Here is an 18,747-nt window from a genome sequence, read left to right as displayed (position 1 = left end):
GGGCGCGGCCCCGCTACTGCGGGTCCGGGCCCGTGGCCACGGGCCGGGCCGGGTCCGCGGACCACTGCGACCAGCTGCCCGCGTACAGCGCGGCCGGAATCCCCGCCACCGCGAGCGCCAGCACCTCGTGCGCCCCCGAGACGCCCGAACCGCAGTACACGCCGACCGGCGCCCCGCCCGAAGCGCCCAGTCCGTCGAAGCGCACCCGCAGCGCGTCCGCCGCGAGGAACTTCCCGTCCGCGTCCACGTTCTCCGTCGTCGGCGCCGACACCGCACCCGGGATGTGCCCGCCCACCGGGTCGATCGGCTCGACCTCCCCCCGGTACCGCTCCCCCGCCCGTGCGTCCAGCAGGATCCCGCTGCGCGCGAGCGACGCCGCCGCGTCCGCGTCCAGCAGCCCCAGCGCCCCCGGGTTTGGCTTGAAATCGCCCTCCGTAACGGTGACGGCATCCGCTGTCACCGGACCGCCCGCCGCCGTCCACGCGGTCAGCCCGCCGTCCAGCACCCGTACGTCCGTGTGACCCGTCCAGCGCAACAGCCACCACGCCCGTGCGGCGGCCCAGCCCAGACCCCCGTCGTACACGACCACCGGCGCGTCCGCCGAGACCCCGGCGCGGCGCATCGCCGCGCCGAACTCCTCCGGCTGCGGCAGCGGGTGACGCCCGCCGGCTCCCGGCGGACCTGCCAGTTCGCGGTCGAGGTCCACGTACGCCGCCCCGGGCAGGTGGCCCGCCTCGTACGCGGAGCGCAGGTTCGGACCGCCCAGCTGCCAGCGGACGTCGAGCAGCACCGGCGGCCGGGAACCGGCCATCTCGTCCATCAGTTCGGCGGCGGAAACGATCACGGGGGGCGCAGAGTTCGCAGTCATGCGGCCCATCCTCCTCCCCACTCCACAGCCCGTGTGACAAGCCCGGCATCGACAGGCCGCATCGATTCGGTCATCTCTCCCCGCGCAGGCGAAACCCGGCCGGTCGAGGCGCGCCGGACCCGCCGTAGTGGAAGCATCTGGTCCGGGATGAGCGACGACGGAGGAGACGGCTGACATGACCGAGGAACCGGAAGAAACGCGGCGCCCGCCCGGCACGCCGTGCTGGTCGAGCCTGATGGTGCACGGCCTCGGGACCACCGAGGCCTTCTACACCGACCTGTTCCGCTGGGAGTACGAGCCCGGCCCCCAGCCCTTCGGCCCGTACGTCCGCGCCCTGCTCGACGGCCAGGAGGTGGCCGGCATCGGCGAGATGCCGCCGGACCGGCATCTCCCGGTCGCCTGGACCACGTACTTCGCCACCGACGACGCGGACTCGACGGCCGAGACGATCCGCGCCTGCGGCGGCACGGTCGCGGTGGGCCCGCTGGACGCGGGCGGCGAGGGGCGCGTGGCGATCTGCTCGGACCCGCTGGGGGCCATCTTCGGGATCTGGCAGGCCGAGGAGCACATCGGAACCCGGCTGTCCGGTGTCCCCGGGACCCCGGTCTGGGCCGAGCTGGTCACGCAGGACACCTCGACCGTCGGCAAGTTCTACGAGCACGTCTTCGGCCACGAGGCCGAGACGCACGCCACCGCCACCTCCGACTTCGACTACGTGACGCTGCTGCTGGACGGGCGCCCGGTCGCCGCCGTGCACGGGGTCGGGCGCTCGCTCCCCCACGACCGGGGCCCGCACTGGATGACGTACTTCCAGGTCGAGGACGTGGACACGGCCGCGGACCGGGTCCACCTCCTCGGCGGGCGCGTCGTCCAGCCGCCCCGCGAGGGGCTGACGGGCCGCGTCTCGACGGTCACCGACCCGGAGGGCGCGGTCTTCACCCTCGTCGAACCCCGCCCCTCGAACGGCCACTGACCGCCGGCGCGCTCAGGCGTGGTTGACCGGGAGGACGTCCGGGGAGAGGGCGGCGGCGTGGGCCGCGGCCGAGGTCGTCCGGCGGCGGTGGTGGCGGCGGCAGAGGACCTCGTAGCCGATCTCCTCCGCCGGGCGGTTCACGTCGCCGACGACGACCTGGGCGCCCTCGACGACCATCTCGCCGCCCACCGTGCGGGCGTTGTGCGTGGCGCGGGCGCCGCACCAGCACAGGGCCTCGACCTGGAGCTGTTCGAGGCGGTCCGCCAGCTCGATCAGGCGCTGCGAGCCGGGGAAGAGCTTGGTGCGGAAGTCCGTGGTGATGCCGAAGGCGAAGACGTCCAGGGCCAGGTCGTCGACGACGCGCGCGAGCTGGTCGATCTGCTCGGGGGCGAGGAACTGCGCCTCGTCCACGATCACGTAGTCCGCCTTGCCGCCCTTGGACAGCTCGGCGACCAGGTAGGCGTACAGGTCCATGCCCTCCGGCGCCTCCACCGCCTCCGTCACCAGCCCGAGACGGGAGGACAGCTTGCCCTCGCCCGCCCGGTCGTCACGGGTGAAGATCACGCCCTGCAGCCCGCGCGCCGACCGGTTGTGGGCGATCTGGAGCGCCAACGTACTCTTCCCGCAGTCCATCGTGCCGGAGAAAAACACCAATTCAGGCATGGAAGGAACGGGACCTTTCGGGACGTGGTGGGCGGGAGGGACGTGCGGGCCGGGTCGGTTCGGGTCAGGTGCGGATTTCGAGCAGCGGGACCAGCTGCTCGGCCGCGGTCATGGAGCCGTGCATCCCGGCGAGCGCCGATTCGTTGGGCTCCTTGACGGAGGCGGTGATCGCGGCATCGGTGTACGCGGCGGCGACCACGTCCCCGATCCTGCCGAGCACGCGCTCGTCGCACTCACCCGGCGGCCCGAACCAGCCCAGTTCCAGGGCCTCTTCGCGGCCGGCGATCCAGAACCGGTCGCCCAGCACCTCGCGCCACACGGTCAGCACGTCGGCCTCGGCGCCCGGGACGGCGTACACGTGCCGGGCCCGGCCCTCGCCGCCGAGCAGGGCCACGCCCGCGCCCAGCTCCCAGTCCTCGTCGAAGTCGATCCGGGAGTCCTCGTCGAAGGGGATGTCCACCATGCCGTGGTCGGCGGTCACGTACAGCGCGGTGCGCGGCGGGAGTTGTTCGGCGAGCCGCTGCACCAGCCGGTCGACGTACATCAGCTGGCCGCGCCAGGCGTCGGAGTTCACGCCGTGCCGGTGGCCGGCCCCGTCGAGCTCGCTGTAGTACGTGTACACCAGCGAGCGGTCGCCGGCGGCGAGGCGCTCGGCCGCGAGGTCCATCCGCTCCTCGCCGGTCATCCGGCCGAGGAAGGTGCCGCCGCTCAGCGCGATCTTGGTGAGCGGGGTGGTCTGGAAGGCCGGGGAGGACACCTGCGCCGTCGCCACCCCCGCCTTGTCGGCCTGCTGGAACACCGTCGGGTACGGCTGCCAGGGCTTCGGCGGGGTCCAGGGGTACCAGCGGAGCTGGTTCATCAGCTCGCCGGTGGCCGGGTTGCGCACGGCGTAGCCGGGCAGGCCGTGCCGGGCGGGCGGCAGGCCGGTGCCCACGGAGGCCAGCGAGGTGGCGGTGGTCGCCGGGAAGCCCGCGGTGATCGGGCGCCCGGTGCCGCCGCGCGAGCTGCCGAGGAGGGAGGTCAGGTACGGGGCCTCGTCAGGGTGGGCCTTGATCTGCTCCCAGCCCATGCCGTCGACCAGGAACACGCAGTTCCGGTCGGCCGGGGTGAGCTCGGGGATCGCGGCGGTGAACCCGGGGACGCCCTGGCCGGCCACGAGGGTCGGCAGCAGGTCGGCGAGCGAGCCGGTTCCGTACTCCGGGACGGGGGCGCCGCCGAGGTCCAGCAGCTCCGGCTCGTCCCAGTTCGATGGTGCGGAGTAGGACATCAGCGGGCGGGACCGGATGTCGCCGCGGTCGCTTCACTGAGCGCCTGCGCGAAGACGAGGGTCTGGCGGACCGCCTCCGGGCCGTCGCCGGCCTCGCTGACGCGCAGGCTGAGGTCGTCGGCGGTGGAGTTTCCGGTGTAGCCGTGGTCGGAGTCGCAGTTCGGGTCGCCGCAGGCGGCGGGCTCCAGGTCGATCCGGGAGACCGCGCCCCAGCCGATGGTCAGGACGACCTCGCGGGGCAGGGTGCCGGGGGTGTACGACTCGGGGTTGGCGACGACGCGGCTGAGCACCACGGAGGAGATCGCACCGATCTTGACCGACTCGGTGGAGGTGGTCGCGTACGGGGAGGGGGACCCGGCGTCGGCGGCCTGCTCGTCGGTGTGGCTCACGATGAAGCGGTTGCCGGTCAGGACCAGGACGGTGACGTGCCGGCGCACCTCGTTGGAGTCGAAGGTCGTCTCCTGGTGGACCAGGTACGACGAGATCGGCTCGCCGCCCACCGCGGCCTCCACGGCCTCGGCCACGAGGGCCGGGTAGTAGCCGCTGCGCTCGATCGCCGTGCGCAGCCCCTGGGTCGTCGTACCGGATTTCGCCATGGGGCCCATCCTAAGGCCCGTACGGGGCGCCCAGGGCGCCCAAGGTGCTGGACTAACGGCCCGGTCAGTAGCTCGGCAGTGTCCGGGGGCCGAGATCGGTGCGGGCGGGCGGGTGGGCCACGCGGACGGCGGCGCTGAGCACGGAGAGGCCCTCGGTGGCGACGACGACGGGTTCGAGCGTGACGCCCACCACTTCGGGGTGGTCGTCGACCAGCCGGGACAGTCGCAGCAGGAGCTCTTCGAGGGCGGCGGTGTCGACGGGGTCGCTGCCGCGCCAGCCGAAGAGGAGGGGTGCGGTCCGGATGGACCGGATCAGCCCGGCGGCGTCCCGGTCGGTGGCGGGGACGAGGCGGTGGGCGGTGTCGCCCAGCAGCTCGGAGGCGACGCCCGCGAGCCCGAAGGAGAGGACGGAGCCGGCGGCGGGGTCGATGACGGACCGCACGACGGTGTCGACCCCGCGGGGCACCATGGCCTGGACCACGGGGAGCAGCTCGTCGGGGGTCCCGAGGAGGTCGGTGAGCTCCTCGTACGAGCGGCGCAGGTCGGCCTCGGTGGCGAGGTCGAGGCGTACGCCGCCGAGGTCCGCGCGGTGGCGCAGGTGCGGGGCGGTGGTCTTGAGGGCGACGGGGTAGCCCAGGCTCCGGGCGGCCCGGACGGCGGCGTCGGCGGTGGGCGCGGGCAGGGTGGGGAGCACCCGGATCCCGTAGTGGGCCAGCAGCGCGGCCGCGTCGGGTTCGGAGAGGGTGAGCACGCCGTCGCCCACGCCGGCCAGCAGGGCGGCGAGCCGGGCGGCGGCGCCGGCCTCGTCGATGTCCTCGTACTCGGGGACCTGGCCGGCGTCGGCGTTGGCGCGCCGCCACTGGCCGTAGCGGACGGCCTCGGCCACGGCCCGTACGGCCCGCTCGGCGGCGGGGTACGCGGGGATCCGCACGTCCGGCCGGGCGTACCCGCCCCCGTCCTCGTCGGTGGGGCGGGGGCGGGCGGGCAGCGGCCCGCCCGCGGGCGCGGCGGTCAGCCCGGCCGGGGACAGGGCGTCGACGAGCTCGGCCAGTTCCACGTGGACCACCGCGACCGGTTTGCCGGGGTACGCGGCGACCGCGTCCCGCAGGGCGTCGGCCAGGTCGTCCTGCGGCTCCTGCTCGTTCACCCACGGGATCACGGTGACGATCACCGCGTCGTTCTCGGCGGAGCCCAGCGCGGCGCGCAGCGCCGTCCGGAAGTCCTCCGGGGTCGCCGCCGTCGTCAGGTCCCGCGGGGCCCGGGGCCGCAGCCCCTGCGCGAGGCAGGCGTCGTACGTGAGGACGCCGAGCGACTCCGAGTTCCCGAGGATCGCCACGCGCGGTCCGGCCGGCAGCGGCTGCGAGGCCAGCAGCAGGCCGACGTCCACCAGCTCCGTCACCGTGCCGACCCGGATCACCCCCGCCTGCCGCAGCAGGGCCGAGACGGTGGCGTCCGGCAGCCTGGTCCCGGGGACCACGTGCCCGGCCGGGGTGTGGCGGCCGCCCCGTGCGACGACCACCGGCTTCACGGCCGCCGTCCGCCGCGCGAGCCGGGTGAACTTCCGCGGGTTGCCGAGGGTTTCGAGGTACATGAGCGCGACGTCGGTGGCCTCGTCCTCGTACCAGTACTGGAGGATGTCGTTGCCGGAGACGTCCGCCCGGTTGCCCGCCGAGACGAAGGACGAGAGCCCCTCGCCCCGCCGCAGCAGTGCGGAGAGCAGCGAGATGCCGATCGCCCCGGACTGGGTGAAGAGCCCGATGCGGCCCCGGATCGGCGCGGGCGCCGGGGTCAGGGAGGCGTTGAGCCTGACCTCGGGGGCGGTGTTGATCACGCCGTAGGCGTTCGGCCCGATCAGCCGCATCCCGTACGAGCGCACCTGGCGCACCAGTTCGCGCTGCCGGTCGAGCCCGGCCGCACCGCTCTCCCCGTACCCGGCGGACAGCACCACGAGCCCCTGCACCCCGTGTTCGCCGCAGGCGGCCACGGCCTCGGGGACGCGCTCGGCGGGGACCGCGATCACCGCGAGGTCGACGGGGGCGCCGACGGCGGCGAGCGCGGGGTAGGCCCGCACGCCGTCCAGCAGATCGGTGGTGACGGCCTCGTTCACGGCGTAGAGGTGACCGCGGAAGCCGCTGTCGCGCAGGTTGCGCAGGGCCGCCGCGCCGACGCCGCCGCCGGAGCGGCTGACTCCGATGACGGCCACGGAGCGGGGGGTCAGCAGCCGCTGTACGGAGCGGGCCTCGGCGCGCTGCTCGCGGGCGCGCTGGACGGCCAGGGACTCGGCGGTGGGTTCGAGGTCGAGGGTGAGGTGGACGGAGCCGTCCTCGAAGCTGCGCTTCTGCTCGTACCCGGCGTCCTTGAACACCTTGATCATCTTGTTGTTGGCGGGCAGCACCTCGGCCGCGAACCTGCGGATGCCCCGCTCGCGGGCGACCGCGCCGATGTGTTCGAGGAGCGCGGAGGCGACCCCGCGGCCCTGGTGGGCGTCCTGGACGAGGAAGGCGACCTCGGCCTCGTCGGCGGGGGCGGAGGCGGGCCGGCCGTCGGGGCCGATCCGGTCGTAGCGGACGGTGCCGATGAACTCCTCGCCGACGGTCGCCGCGAGGCCGACCCGGTCCACGTAGTCGTGGTGGGTGAAGCGGTGCACGTCGCGGGCCGAGAGCCGGGGGTAGGGCGCGAAGAAGCGGTAGTACTTCGACTCGTCGGAGACCTGCTCGTAGAAGCTGACCAGCCGGCCCGCGTCCTCCGTGGTGATCGGCCTGATCCGGGCGGTGCCGCCGTCGCGCAGGACGACGTCCGCTTCCCAGTGGGCCGGGTACGAGGGGTCCGACGCGGTGGTCATGCGGCGATCTTAAGGCCAGGACTGGCCGGATAGCTCCTGCGCGGCGCACGCGGCAAGCATGGGCAAACCAGTGCAAGCTGGGGTAGGTCGAACGGCGGTGGATTCGGGCCGAAGGTCGGTCGGAGCATGAGGGGCGTCGTGAGAGACTGGTCTAGACAACCGTAAGAACCTGAAGGGCATCACCATGGCAGAGCGCCGCGTCAACGTCGGCTGGGCCGAGGGCCTGCACGCTCGTCCCGCCTCGATCTTCGTCCGCGCGACGACCGCTTCCGGCGTCCCGGTGACCATCGCGAAGGCCGACGGGAACCCCGTCAACGCCGCGTCCATGCTCGCGGTGCTGGGCCTGGGTGCGCAGGGCGGCGAGGAGATCATCCTCGCGTCCGACGCCGAGGGCGCCGAGGCGGCGCTGGACCGCCTCGCGAAGCTGGTCGCCGAGGGTCTCGAGGAGCTCCCCGAGACCGTCTGACCCTTCGGGTTCACCCCGGGCACACGAAGAAGCCGCGGCCACCACCGGTATTCCGGTGGCCGCGGCTTCTTCGTTCCCCCGTATTCGGGAATTCAGCGCACACGCGCAGGACGACAGGAAATGCGGCGCCAATTCAGCTGCCGCAGCCCTCGCCCGACGAGCCGCACTCGCTTTTCAAGCCGCCCCCATTTCCCCGGGCCGCTCCCACTCTTTGATACGCGCCTTTTGTTAATGCGGGCCGCTCGACATGTTTACGGCATGTTGCGAAGTCCTCACCCGCAGCCGGTGCGCCCCCGCCGCGCGCTCCGCGTGCACCGCCGTCAGCGCCCGGGCCCGCTCGGCGTCCCCGCGCGCGACCGCGTCCACGATCGCGCCGTGCTCCGCCCAGGAGTCCACGGGCCGGGCCGGCGCCTCCACGGCGTACATCCAGGCGACCTTGTGCCGCATCTGCGTGAGCAGCGCGATCAGCCCGGGGCTGCCGGAGGCCTGGGCGAGGGTCTCGTGGAACCAGCCGCCCAGGGACCGCAGATCCTCCCCCTGGCCCCGCCTGGCCCGCTCCTGGCCCAGCCTGACCAGCCCGCGCAACACCTTGAGGTGGCCCTCGGTGCGCCGCCGGGCCGCGCGGGCCGCCGCCAGCGGCTCCAGCAGCAGCCGCAGCTCCAGGAGGTCGGCCGCCTCCTGCTCGGTGGGCTCGGCGACGCAGGCGCCCGCGTGCCGGCGGGTGGTGACGAAGCCTTCGGACTCCAGGGTCCGCAGCGCCTCGCGGACGGGGACGCGGGAGACTCCGTACCGGCGGGCCAGCAGTTCCTCGGTCAGCCGGGCACCCGGTTCGAAGACCCCGGAGACGATGTCTTCGCGGATTGCCGTGCATACCGCGTGCGCAGGAATACGCAAGTCCGGACCTCCGCCTATTTCCGACTGCCGACGCCATTGCCGCGACCGTATCCCGATCGTACGGGGACTCTATTGCACTACGCGTTAAATTCCGAGCGCGGGCGTGAATAGCGGATGTTTACGGCCAACACGAAGGCCCCGGCTCGGAGAGCCGGGGCCTTCGGTGGAGTGCTGCGGGTCAGACGTTGACGCCGTGCTGGCGCAGGTACGCGACCGGGTCGATGTCCGAGCCGTACTGGGCGCCGGTACGGGCCTCGAAGTGCAGGTGCGGGCCGCTGGAGTTGCCGGTGGAGCCCGACAGGCCGATCTGCTGGCCGGCGGTGACCTGGTCGCCGACGGAGACGCTCAGCGAGGACATGTGGCCGTACTGCGTGTACGTGCCGTCGGCGTGCTTGATGACGACGTTGTTGCCGTACGCGCCGCCCCAGCCGGCCTCGACCACGGTGCCGAGGCCGACCGCGTGCACCGTGGTGCCGGAGGCCGCGTGGAAGTCGATGCCGGTGTGGCTGCCGGAGGACCACATGCCGCCGCCCGCGTGCCACTGGGTGCTGATGTAGGACTCGTCGACGGGGGCGACGAAGGTGTTGAGGCGCTTGCGCTCCTCCTCGCGGGCGGCACGCTCGGCGGCCTCGCGCTCGGCCTTCGCCTTCTCCTCGGCCTTCTGCCGGGCCTCGGCGGCGCGCGCCTTCGCGTCGGCCTCCGCCTTCGCCTTGAGGGCCGCGGCCTCGGCCGCGTGCTCCTGGGCATCGGCCTGGGCCTCGATCTGCCCCGGAAGGTCCTCGGCCGTCACGACGGCGTTCAGGCCGGTGTCCTCCATGGAGGGGGACTTGTCCGACGCGGCGAACGCCGGGCCTGCGAGGGAGCCGACGACACCGGTGGTGGCGAGGGCGGCTATGCCGGCGTAACCGGCGGTCTTGCGGCTCAGACGACTGGAACCACGGTGCTTACCGGCGGCACGACTGCCAAACGCCATGAAGGGGCTGATCCTTTCCTTCCTTCTCGCCTACCGGGTTAGCTGACGGGTTCGGAGCAGGAAGGTCTCCTACGGACCCCCTCTGGCGAGGCGGTCCGATTCACCCCAGGGACGCATGTGGGTCCCCGGCTCCCCAGGCTCGCGCCTGACGGGGACTCGGCGATCGCTGCCCGGTGCCGCGGATGCGGCGGGTACAACTGACGGACAGCACGGCCGACGCTAGGCGGATCATCAGTCAATCGCCAAACACACACGCGTTTTTGTTGCATACGCCACACCCCATACGAGCAACCTCTCCACGAAACAGACAAAAGGGGCTCCGGCGGACAAGCCGCCGGAGCCCCTTGAAATGTCCGTCAGTTGGTGACGACGGTGACCTCACCGATGCCGAGCGCCCGCACCGGCTCCTCGATCTGCGCGGCGTCGCCCACCAGGACCGTGACCAGGCGGTCCACCGGGAAGGCGGCCAGAACGGCCGAAGTCGCCTCCACCGTGCCCGTCTGGGCCAGCTGCGCGTACAACTGCGCCTGGTAGTCGTCCGGGAGCTCCTGCTCGACCTGGTCGGCGAGCGTGCCGGCGACGGCCGCGGCCGTCTCGAACTTCAGCGGGGCCACGCCCACCAAGTTCTGCACCGCCACGTCCCGTTCGGCGTCGGTCAGGCCGCCCTCCGCGAGCGTGCGGAGCACCTTCCAGAGGTCCTCGAGCGCCGGGCCGGTGTTGGGGGTGTCCACCGAACCGCTGATGGCGAGCATCGAGGCGCCCTTGCCGTCGGCCGTGGAGCGCAGCACCTGGCCGAAGGCGCGCACGCCGTACGTGTAGCCCTTCTCCTCGCGCAGCACCTTGTCCAGGCGCGAGGTGAGGGTGCCGCCCAGGCAGTACGTGCCGAGCACCTGCGCCGCCCAGACCCGGTCGTGCCGGTCCGGCCCGATCCGGCCGATGAGCAGCTGCGTCTGGACCGCGCCGGGCCGGTCCACGATGACCACGCGGCCGGTGTCGTCGGCGGTGACCGGCGGGACCGGGAGCGGCTCGGCGAAGTTGCCGGTCCAGGCGCCCAGGGTGTCCCCCAGGACGGCGTCCAGGTCGATGCCGGTCAGGTCGCCGACGACCACCGCGGTGGCGGTGGCGGGCCGTACGTGGGCCTCGTAGAAGGCGCGTACGGCCGCGGAGTCGATCCGGGTGACCGTCTCCTCGGTGCCCTGGCGCGGCCGGGACATCCGCAGGGTGGGCGGGAAGAGCTGCCGGGAGAGCTCCTTGGCGGCCCGGCGCTGCGGGTTGGCCAGCTCGTGCGGGATCTCGTCGAGCCGGTTGCGCACCAGCCGGTCGACCTCGCTGTCGGCGAAGGCCGGGGCGCGCAGCGCCTCGGCCACCAGACCGAGCGCCTTGTGCAGGCGGGAGGCCGGGACCTCCAGCGAGACCCGCAGGCCCGGGTGGTCGGCGTGCGCGTCGAGCGTGGCGCCGCAGCGCTCCAGCTCGGCCGCGAACTCCTCGGCGGAGTGCTTGTCCGTTCCCTCGGACAGCGCGCGGGCCATGATGGTCGCCACGCCGTCCAGGCCCTGGGGCTCGGCGTCCAGCGGGGCGGCGAGGTTCACCTCGACGGCGACGACCTGCTGCCCGGGGCGGTGGCAGCGCAGCACGGTCAGGCCGTTGGGCAGCGATCCGCGCTCGGGGGCCGGGAAGGCCCACGGCCTGGCCTCGCCCGCCTGGGGCCGCGGGTGGAAGGTCATCGTGACGGCTGCGGTGTCGCTCACTGCTCCGCCCCTTCGTTCTCGTCGTTCACGTCGGCCTCGTCCGCTTCCCCGGCTTCCGCCGGGAGCGGCTCGTACACCAGCACCGCGCGGTTGTCGGGGCGCAGTCGGGCCGCGGCCACGGCCTGCACCTCCTCGGCGGTGATGTCGAGGACGCGCCCGACCGCGCTGAGCGCCAGCTGCGGGTCGCCGAACAGCACCGCGAAGCGGCACAGTTCGTCGGCGCGCCCGGCCACCGTGCTCAGCCGGTCCAGCCACTCGCGCTCCAGCTGCGCCTGGGCGCGCTCCATCTCCTCGGCCGTCGGGCCCTCGGCGGCGAACCGCGCGAGCTCCTCGTCGACGGCCGCCTCGATGGCGGGCACCTCGACCCCGCTGGAGGTCTTCACGTCCAGCCAGCCCAGCGAGGGCGCGCCGGCGAGCCGCAGCATGCCGAAGCCGGCCGCGACGGCGCTCTGGTCGCGGCGTACCAGGCGGTTGTGGAGCCTGGAGGACTCGCCGCCGCCCAGGACGGTCAGCGCCACGTCGGCGGCGTCGCACTCGCGGGTGCCGTCGTGCGGGAGCCGGTAGGCGGCCATCAGCGCGCGGGCCGGGACCTCTTCGACGATCTCCTCGCGGAGCTCGCGGCCCATGGTCTCGGGCAGCGTGCCGTCGCGCGGCGGCTGCTTGCCGTCGTGCCCGGGGATGGAGCCGAAGTACTTCTCGACCCAGGCGAGCGTCTGTACCGGGTCGATGGCGCCGACGACCGACAGCACCGCGTTGTTGGGCGCGTAGTACGTGCGGAAGAAGGCGCGGGCGTCCTCCAGGGAGGCCGCGTCCAGGTCGGCCATCGAGCCGATCGGGGTGTGGTGGTACGGGTGGCCCTCCGGGTAGGCGAGGGCGGTCAGCTTCTCGAAGGCCGTGCCGTACGGGACGTTGTCGTACCGCTGGCGGCGCTCGTTCTTGACGACGTCGCGCTGGTTCTCCATGGACTCGTCGTCCAGGGCGGCCAGCAGCGAGCCCATGCGGTCGGCCTCCAGCCAGAGCGCGAGCTCCAGCTGGTGGGCCGGCATGGTCTCGAAGTAGTTGGTGCGCTCGAAGCTGGTGGTGCCGTTGAGCGAGCCGCCGGCCCCCTGGACCAGCTCGAAGTGCCCGTTGCCGGGTACGCTCGCCGAGCCCTGGAACATCAGGTGCTCGAAGAGGTGAGCCAGGCCGGTCCGTCCCTTGACTTCGTGGCGCGAGCCGACGTCGTACCAGAGGCAGACCGCGGCGACCGGGGTCAGGTGATCCTCGGAGAGCACCACGCGCAGGCCGTTGGCCAGCCGGTGCTCGGTCGCTGTCAGGCCGCCGGAGCCGGCCTGGGCTGTGGCCGTGTGACCCATGGGCATGTGGTCCCTTCGATCGCGATGCAGAGTTTTCCGTCAGACCTGCCACTGTATGCAAGCGCGTCGGGCACCGGAGAAGTTCCCGACTCACACTCGCCCACCCCTCCGTCCGGGGGTGACCCCAGGGTCGGAGTCGGCGTTGTCGGCGCCTCGGGCCACAATGGTCCGCGACACCCCCGTCCACGCCGATCAGACCACCCGCCAGACACCAGCACACTTTCTTTCTTGGTTAAGGAGCCGCGCAGCGATGGCCCGCCGCAGCACGAAGACCCCGCCGCCGGAGGATTTCGAGGAGAAGATCCTCGACATCGACGTCGTCGACGAAATGCAGGGCTCCTTCCTCGAGTACGCGTACTCGGTGATCTACTCCCGCGCCCTGCCCGACGCCCGGGACGGCATGAAGCCGGTACACCGGCGCATCGTCTACCAGATGAACGAGATGGGCCTGCGCCCCGACCGCGGTTACGTGAAGTGCGCCCGCGTCGTCGGCGAGGTCATGGGCAAGCTGCACCCGCACGGTGACGCGTCGATCTACGACGCCCTCGTGCGCATGGCCCAGCCCTTCTCGATGCGGCTGCCGCTGGTCGACGGCCACGGCAACTTCGGTTCGCTCGGCAACGACGACCCGCCGGCCGCGATGCGTTACACCGAGTGCAAGATGGCGGACGCCACGTCGCTGATGACGGAGTCGATCGACGAGGACACCGTCGACTTCACCGCCAACTACGACGGCCAGGAACAGGAGCCGGTCGCGCTGCCCGCGGCGTACCCCAACCTGCTGGTCAACGGCGCCTCCGGGATCGCGGTCGGCATGGCCACCAACATGCCCCCGCACAACCTGGGCGAGGTCATCGCGGCCGCCCGCCACCTGATCCGCTACCCGCAGGCGGACCTGGAGGCGCTCATGCGCTTCGTGCCGGGTCCGGACCTGCCCACGGGCGGCCGGATCGTGGGCCTCTCGGGGATCAAGGACGCCTACGAGAACGGTCGCGGCACGTTCAAGATCCGCGCGACGGTCGCCGTGGAGAACGTGACGGCCCGCCGCAAGGGCCTGGTCGTCACGGAACTGCCCTTCACGGTCGGTCCCGAGAAGGTCATCGCGAAGATCAAGGACCTGGTCGGCTCCAAGAAGCTCCAGGGCATCGCGGACGTCAAGGACCTCACCGACCGCTCGCACGGCCTGCGCCTGGTCATCGAGATCAAGAACGGCTTCCACCCGGAGGCCGTCCTGGAGCAGCTGTACAAGCTGACGCCGATGGAGGAGTCCTTCGGCATCAACAACGTCGCGCTGGTCGACGGCCAGCCGCTGACGCTGGGCCTCAAGGAGCTGCTGGAGGTCTACCTCGACCACCGCTTCGAGGTCGTGCGGCGGCGCAGCGAGTTCCGGCGCACCAAGCGACGCGACCGGCTGCACCTGGTCGAGGGCCTGCTGGTGGCCCTGGTCGACATCGACGAGGTCATCCGGATCATCCGGGACAGCGACAACTCGGCGCAGGCGATGGAGCGGCTGATCGAGCGCTTCTCGCTGAGCGAGATCCAGACCCGGTACATCCTGGACACCCCGCTGCGCCGGCTCACCCGCTTCGACCGGATCGAGCTGGAGTCCGAGCGCGACCGGCTGACGGGCGAGATCGACGAGCTGACGGGGATCCTGGAGTCCGACACCGAGCTGCGCAAGCTGGTCTCCGCGGAACTGGCCGCGGTCGCGAAGAAGTTCGGCACCGAGCGCCGTACGGTCCTGCTGGAGTCGGCGGGCACGGCGGTCGCCGCGGTTCCGCTGGAGGTCGCGGACGACCCGTGCCGGGTCCTGCTGTCCTCGACGGGCCTGCTGGCGCGCACCGCCAACGGCGAGCCGCTGCCGGAGGAGGAGGGCGGCTCCCGCGCGAAGCACGACCTGATCGTCTCGCAGGTGGCGGCCTCGGCCCGGGCCGACGTCGGCGTGGTGACCTCGTACGGGCGGCTGCTGCGGCTCGCGGTGATCGACCTTCCGCAGCTGCCGGACACCCACGCCGCGCCGAACCTGGCGGGAGGCGCCCCGGTCTCGGAGTTCCTCTCCGGGCTGGAGGCGGACGAGAAGGTGGTCTGCCTGACCTCGCTGGACGAGTCCTCGCAGGGGCTGGCCCTGGGCACCGAGCAGGGCGTGGTCAAGCGGGTCGTGCCGGACTACCCGGCGAACAAGGACGAGCTGGAGGTCATCACCCTCAAGGAGGGCGACCGGATCGTCGGCGCGGTCGAACTGCGCACGGGCGAGGAGGACCTGGTCTTCCTCACCGACGACGCCCAGCTGCTGCGCTACCCGGCGGGCCAGGTGCGCCCGCAGGGCCGCCCCGCGGGCGGCATGGCGGGCATCAAGCTCGCCGAGAACGCCAAGGTGATCCACTTCTCGGCGGTGGACCCGGCCCGCGAGGCCGTGGTGTTCACGGTGGCGGGCTCGCACGGGACGCTGGACGACTCGATGCTGTCCGGAAAGCTCACCCCGTTCGACCAGTACCCGCGCAAGGGCCGGGCCACCGGCGGCGTGCGCTGCCAGCGGTTCCTGAAGGGCGAGGACCTGCTGGTCCTGGCCTGGGCCGGCAACGCCCCGGTCCGCGCGGCCGCGGCGAACGGCAGCCCGGCCGAACTGCCGGCCGTGGACCCGCGCCGCGACGGATCGGGGGCCGCGCTGCCCGCGGTCGTCGCCGCCCTGGCGGGGGGCGCGCTGTAGGACGTACTGCGGCGTTCGGGTGGTGCGACCGGGGGGACGTACCACCCGAATGCCGACTAGTGTTTTCCCTCTGGGTGTTGGTGGGGGGAGTACACAGCTGATGAGTCGTCGGTCGGGCGGATTGATCGGGGACTGGGCCGAGGCCCAGCGCCGGCAGCAGCAGACGCAGGTGATCCAGCAGCGGGAGGCGGAGCGCCGGCTGCTGGCGTACGAACGGGACCGGCAGCGGACCCAGGAACGGGACGCGAACCGCAGCCACCGGCAGTACCGCGAGGCCGAGGCCCTGCGGCGGACCGCGCAGATCGACGCCGAGGTCGACGCCCTCAAGGGGCTGCTGGTCGCGGGCTGCCGGGCGCCGGCGTTCCGGATATCCGCCCTGGCCCGGCCCGAGCAGCTGGAACCCTTCGACCCCGGGGCGCTGGCGCATCCGGTGCCGATGCCGCGCATCGACCAGTTCCAGCAGCAGAGCAGCGGCTGGACGCTCGGCTCGCACCACCGGGCGCAGGCGGAGCGGGAGGCCCACGCCCGGTACACGGAGGCCTGGCGGGCCGCGAGCGCCGCGGAGGCGCAGCGGCAGCAGCAGCTGGCCGCGTACCGGCAGCAGTACGACCGGTGGGCCGCCGAGCAGCTCGCCGGGGTACGGGCGCACAACAGCGGGCTCACCGAGCTGGCCGCCGCCCTGCGCACGGGTGACGCGGAGGCGGCGGTGGAGTACTTCTCGGCCGCCCTGTACGCCTCGACGGCCTGGCCGGAGGCGCTGCCGCGGCAGGTGGCGGCCGCGTACGACCCGGCGGCGCGCCAGCTGGTCCTGGACTGGGAGCTCCCCGGGTACGCGGTGGTGCCGGAGGCCAGCGCGGTGCAGTACCTGCCGAGTACGGACCAGGACAGGGTGAAGCCCCGCCGGGTGACGGAGCGCCGGGCCCTGTACCGGGACCTGCTGGCTCAGTGCATGCTGCTGGTGGTGCGCGAGCTGTTCGCGGCGGACGAGTACGGCGTACTGGACTCGGTCGTGGTCAACGGGTTCGTGGACTGCCACGATCCGGCGACCGGGCAGGAGGCGCGGTTCGTCCTCTCCACGGTGCCGGCGGCGCGGTCCGCCTTCGGAGGGCTGCGCCTGGAGCAGGTCAGCGCCGTGGACTGTCTGGTGTCGGGGCTGGGCGGGCAGTTGTCGGGGCGGCCCGACCAGCTGACCGCGGTGCGCCCCGGACGGCGGCCGGACGAGGTCGGCGGAGGGGTCGTCAGCCATGGCGGGCAGGCGGGCGGAGCGGACGAGGACGAGCCGGACCTCTTCGCGATGGATCCGATCGCCTTCGAGAACCTGGTCGCCGAGTTGTTCCGGGCGATGGGCATGGAGGCGGTGACCACGCAGCGGTCGGGCGACGGCGGGGTGGACGTGGAGGCGCTGGACCCGGCGCCGATCCGGGGCGGGCGGATCGTCGTGCAGGTCAAGCGCTACCGGAACACGGTGCCGCCGACGGCCGTGCGTGATCTGTACGGCACGGTCCAGGACAAGGGGGCGAACAAGGGGGTCCTGGTCACCACCGCGTCCTTCGGTCCGGGGTCGTACGCCTTTGCCAACGGCAAGCCGCTGGAGCTGGTTCCCGGGGCGGACCTCGTCGAGCTCCTCCACCAGTACGGGCTGCGCGGGCGGCTCGGCGGCGGTCCGGCGCAGCGCGCCCCCGAGCCCGAGCCCGAGCCCGCCGCCCCCTCGGCGGAGCACAACGTGCTCGGCATGGACTGGACGGGGGCCGTCGCGCTGGACGTGTGCGCCCTCGTCTGCACGGGCAACCGGGTGCTGAGCGAGGAGCACTTCGTGTTCTACAACAACCCGCGGACACCGGACGGTTCGGTCCGGTCCCGCGCGCACGCCGCGCCCGACAAGGCGGCCCTGGAGGTCTCCTTCGACGCCCTGCCCGAGCCCGCCGACCGGCTGGTCCTCGTGGCCGCGATCGACCCGGAGGTCGATCCGGACGCCGATCTCGCCGGATTCACGGACGCCCACATCCGCCTCCTGTCCGCGGGCGGCGAGGAGCTCGGCCGGCTGGACGTCTCGGACGGGCGGGCCGGGGAGACCGCTCTGGTCCTCGGCTCGTTCCGGCGCCGCTCCAACGGCGACTGGGACTTCGTGATCGGCGGAAAGGGCTACCGCGGCGGCCTGGAGGACCTGCTGGGCGAGTACGGCGTCGAGGTCGCCTGATCAGTCGGAGTCGGGACCTCCGTACGGCTCGCCGTACGGATCGCCGTACGGATCGGGATCGCAGGGCTCCGGCTCCGGCTCCGGCTCGGGCTCCTGCCCGGCCTCCGGCAGCGGCGGGCGGTCGACGTAGCGCAGGACGCCCCACATGCTCTCCGGGGGCGCGTGCTGCGGGGCCGGTTCGCGGCAGGCCTCCAGATCGCGGAGCAGGGCGGGGCCGTCCGTACCGGCGCCGATCAGGACCAGTTGGCTCCGGCGCGGCTCGCCCCGGCCCCAGGGGCCCGGCACGAAGCGGAGGAAACGGCCGACGGCGTGGACCTCGTAGCGCTCCTCGTGGCCGGGGACGCCGAAGTGGACGTAGCCCTTGATCCGGTACAGCCCGGCCGGCCGGCGGTCGAGGAAGTCGATGAAGCGGCGCGGGTTCAGGGCCTGCTCGGACACGAACTCCGTGCTCTCGTACACCGTGTGGGCGTGTCCGGTGTGGTCCTCGTGATCGGCGTCGTCGCCGTCCCTGGCCTGTGAGATCAGGTCCTCGAAGGACAGCTGGCCCCGGGTCTCGGTCCACGGGCGCCGGTCGAAGAGCAGCTCCGGGTCGATCCGGCCGTGGTCGGCTGCCACCACCGGCGTGCCGGGGCAGACCCTGCCGAGCTCGGCTTCGATCCGGGTGAGGCCGGCCGGCTCCGCCCGGTCGGTCTTGTTCAGCACGATCAGGTCCGCGACGGCCAGGTGTCGGTCGGTCTCCGGGTGCTTGGCCCGGGTCGCGTCGAACTCCGCCGCGTCCACGACCTGGACCAGCCCGCCGTACCGGATCGCCGGATTCTCGCTGGCCACCAGCATCCGGATCATCTCCTGGGGCTCGGCCAGCCCGCTCGCCTCGATGACGATCACGTCGATCCGGTGGACGGGTGCGGAGAGCTTCTCCAGGTACGCGTCGAGCTCGCTGCCGTCGACCGCGCAGCACAGGCAGCCGCCGCCGAGCGAGACCATCGAGTCGCCGACCTGGCCCGCCACGGCCATCGCGTCGATCTCGATCGAGCCGAAGTCGTTGACGACGACGCCGATCCGGGTGCCTCCCCGGTTGCCGAGGAGGTGGTTGAGCAGCGTCGTCTTGCCGGATCCGAGGAATCCGGACAGCACGACGACGGGAATCGGCTGGGCGGCCGCCGGAGCGGACCACTGGGCGGGCTGACTGCTGTTCACA

14 protein-coding genes and 1 riboswitch are annotated in these 18,747 nt (G+C 72.9%); of the genes, 4 read left to right on the top strand and 10 right to left on the bottom strand.

Annotation, left to right across the window (positions count from 1 at the left end; translation table 11 throughout):
* Nucleotides 1–13: 13 nt before the first annotated feature.
* Nucleotides 14–868 carry a sulfurtransferase gene (locus ACFY1T_RS29450; protein WP_390790834.1) on the bottom strand — a complete coding sequence of 285 codons (855 nt, stop codon included), beginning with the start codon at nt 866–868 and terminating at the stop codon, nt 14–16.
* Between the two features lie 175 nt (nt 869–1,043).
* Between ACFY1T_RS29450 and ACFY1T_RS29445 the strand changes: the two genes are divergently transcribed.
* On the top strand, nt 1,044–1,841 hold the full coding sequence (locus tag ACFY1T_RS29445; protein WP_390790833.1) for a VOC family protein: 798 nt from the start codon (nt 1,044–1,046) through the stop codon (nt 1,839–1,841).
* Nucleotides 1,842–1,853: 12 nt separating this feature from the next.
* Here ACFY1T_RS29445 and ACFY1T_RS29440 read toward each other — a convergent pair whose 3' ends face one another.
* The 4 genes from ACFY1T_RS29440 to ACFY1T_RS29425 all read right to left on the bottom strand — a co-directional run bounded on the left by ACFY1T_RS29440 (nt 1,854) and on the right by ACFY1T_RS29425 (nt 7,209).
* On the bottom strand, nt 1,854–2,504 hold the full coding sequence (locus tag ACFY1T_RS29440; protein WP_030859530.1) for a thymidine kinase: 651 nt from the start codon (nt 2,502–2,504) through the stop codon (nt 1,854–1,856).
* A 64-nt stretch (nt 2,505–2,568) separates the two neighbouring features.
* A complete protein-coding gene (locus ACFY1T_RS29435) occupies nt 2,569–3,771 on the bottom strand; it encodes an alkaline phosphatase family protein (protein WP_390790832.1) in 1,203 nt (400 codons plus the stop codon).
* The gene (locus ACFY1T_RS29430; protein WP_229336106.1) at nt 3,771–4,376 is read right to left on the bottom strand and encodes a DUF5998 family protein; all 606 of its coding nucleotides are present in this window, start codon (nt 4,374–4,376) and stop codon (nt 3,771–3,773) included. The genes ACFY1T_RS29435 and ACFY1T_RS29430 overlap by 1 nt, the downstream gene beginning before the upstream one ends.
* Before the next feature lie 55 nt (nt 4,377–4,431).
* Nucleotides 4,432–7,209, bottom strand: a complete 2,778-nt coding sequence (locus ACFY1T_RS29425; protein WP_390790831.1) for a GNAT family N-acetyltransferase — start codon at nt 7,207–7,209, stop codon at nt 4,432–4,434.
* 184 nt (nt 7,210–7,393) lie between these two features.
* Here ACFY1T_RS29425 and ACFY1T_RS29420 point away from each other — a divergent pair, with 184 nt between their 5' ends.
* Entirely contained in the window at nt 7,394–7,675 is a 282-nt protein-coding gene (locus tag ACFY1T_RS29420) for an HPr family phosphocarrier protein (RefSeq protein WP_053691473.1), read from the top strand.
* 228 nt (nt 7,676–7,903) lie between these two features.
* Here ACFY1T_RS29420 and ACFY1T_RS29415 read toward each other — a convergent pair whose 3' ends face one another.
* The 4 genes from ACFY1T_RS29415 to ACFY1T_RS29400 form a co-directional block, all read right to left on the bottom strand.
* Nucleotides 7,904–8,569 carry a GntR family transcriptional regulator gene (locus ACFY1T_RS29415; RefSeq protein WP_229336108.1) on the bottom strand — a complete coding sequence of 222 codons (666 nt, stop codon included), beginning with the start codon at nt 8,567–8,569 and terminating at the stop codon, nt 7,904–7,906.
* Nucleotides 8,570–8,747: 178 nt separating this feature from the next.
* Nucleotides 8,748–9,542 carry a M23 family metallopeptidase gene (locus ACFY1T_RS29410; RefSeq protein WP_390790830.1) on the bottom strand — a complete coding sequence of 265 codons (795 nt, stop codon included), beginning with the start codon at nt 9,540–9,542 and terminating at the stop codon, nt 8,748–8,750.
* Nucleotides 9,543–9,555: 13 nt separating this feature from the next.
* A riboswitch (cyclic di-AMP (ydaO/yuaA leader) is annotated at nt 9,556–9,714 on the bottom strand.
* A 184-nt stretch (nt 9,715–9,898) separates the two neighbouring features.
* Nucleotides 9,899–11,266: a M16 family metallopeptidase gene (locus ACFY1T_RS29405; RefSeq protein WP_390790858.1), complete on the bottom strand. Its 1,368-nt coding sequence runs from the start codon at nt 11,264–11,266 to the stop codon at nt 9,899–9,901.
* Between the two features lie 20 nt (nt 11,267–11,286).
* Nucleotides 11,287–12,645 carry a M16 family metallopeptidase gene (locus ACFY1T_RS29400; RefSeq protein WP_390790829.1) on the bottom strand — a complete coding sequence of 453 codons (1,359 nt, stop codon included), beginning with the start codon at nt 12,643–12,645 and terminating at the stop codon, nt 11,287–11,289.
* Between the two features lie 250 nt (nt 12,646–12,895).
* On the opposite strand from ACFY1T_RS29400, the gene ACFY1T_RS29395 reads away from it, so the two are divergent.
* Entirely contained in the window at nt 12,896–15,352 is a 2,457-nt protein-coding gene (locus ACFY1T_RS29395; RefSeq protein WP_030859547.1) for a DNA topoisomerase (ATP-hydrolyzing) subunit A, read from the top strand.
* Between the two features lie 100 nt (nt 15,353–15,452).
* Nucleotides 15,453–17,549 carry a restriction endonuclease gene (locus ACFY1T_RS29390; RefSeq protein WP_390790828.1) on the top strand — a complete coding sequence of 699 codons (2,097 nt, stop codon included), beginning with the start codon at nt 15,453–15,455 and terminating at the stop codon, nt 17,547–17,549.
* Here the strand turns inward: ACFY1T_RS29390 and ACFY1T_RS29385 are convergent, their stop codons facing one another.
* Nucleotides 17,550–18,746 carry a CobW family GTP-binding protein gene (locus ACFY1T_RS29385; protein ID WP_390790827.1) on the bottom strand — a complete coding sequence of 399 codons (1,197 nt, stop codon included), beginning with the start codon at nt 18,744–18,746 and terminating at the stop codon, nt 17,550–17,552.
* Nucleotide 18,747: the final 1 nt, after the last annotated feature.

The organism is Streptomyces sp. NPDC001194, assembly GCF_042896985.1.
GTDB lineage: Bacteria > Actinomycetota > Actinomycetes > Streptomycetales > Streptomycetaceae > Streptomyces.
Note: the sequence above shows the minus strand (reverse complement) of the source record. Positions and strands in the feature narration are given on the sequence as shown.

Bases quoted from the DNA above. Each gene is read 5' to 3' on its own strand.
- ACFY1T_RS29400 (WP_390790829.1), bottom strand. From the start codon at position 12,645: ATGGGTCACACGGCCACAGCCCAGGCCGGCTCCGGCGGCCTGACAGCG.
- ACFY1T_RS29440 (WP_030859530.1), bottom strand. From the start codon at position 2,504: ATGCCTGAATTGGTGTTTTTCTCCGGCACGATGGACTGCGGGAAGAGT.
- ACFY1T_RS29405 (WP_390790858.1), bottom strand. From the start codon at position 11,266: ATGACCTTCCACCCGCGGCCCCAGGCGGGCGAGGCCAGGCCGTGGGCC.
- ACFY1T_RS29430 (WP_229336106.1), bottom strand. From the start codon at position 4,376: ATGGGCCCCATGGCGAAATCCGGTACGACGACCCAGGGGCTGCGCACG.
- ACFY1T_RS29390 (WP_390790828.1), top strand. From the start codon at position 15,453: ATGAGTCGTCGGTCGGGCGGATTGATCGGGGACTGGGCCGAGGCCCAG.
- ACFY1T_RS29445 (WP_390790833.1), top strand. From the start codon at position 1,044: ATGACCGAGGAACCGGAAGAAACGCGGCGCCCGCCCGGCACGCCGTGC.
- ACFY1T_RS29395 (WP_030859547.1), top strand. From the start codon at position 12,896: ATGGCCCGCCGCAGCACGAAGACCCCGCCGCCGGAGGATTTCGAGGAG.
- ACFY1T_RS29410 (WP_390790830.1), bottom strand. From the start codon at position 9,542: ATGGCGTTTGGCAGTCGTGCCGCCGGTAAGCACCGTGGTTCCAGTCGT.
- ACFY1T_RS29435 (WP_390790832.1), bottom strand. From the start codon at position 3,771: ATGTCCTACTCCGCACCATCGAACTGGGACGAGCCGGAGCTGCTGGAC.
- ACFY1T_RS29420 (WP_053691473.1), top strand. From the start codon at position 7,394: ATGGCAGAGCGCCGCGTCAACGTCGGCTGGGCCGAGGGCCTGCACGCT.
- ACFY1T_RS29425 (WP_390790831.1), bottom strand. From the start codon at position 7,209: ATGACCACCGCGTCGGACCCCTCGTACCCGGCCCACTGGGAAGCGGAC.
- ACFY1T_RS29450 (WP_390790834.1), bottom strand. From the start codon at position 868: ATGACTGCGAACTCTGCGCCCCCCGTGATCGTTTCCGCCGCCGAACTG.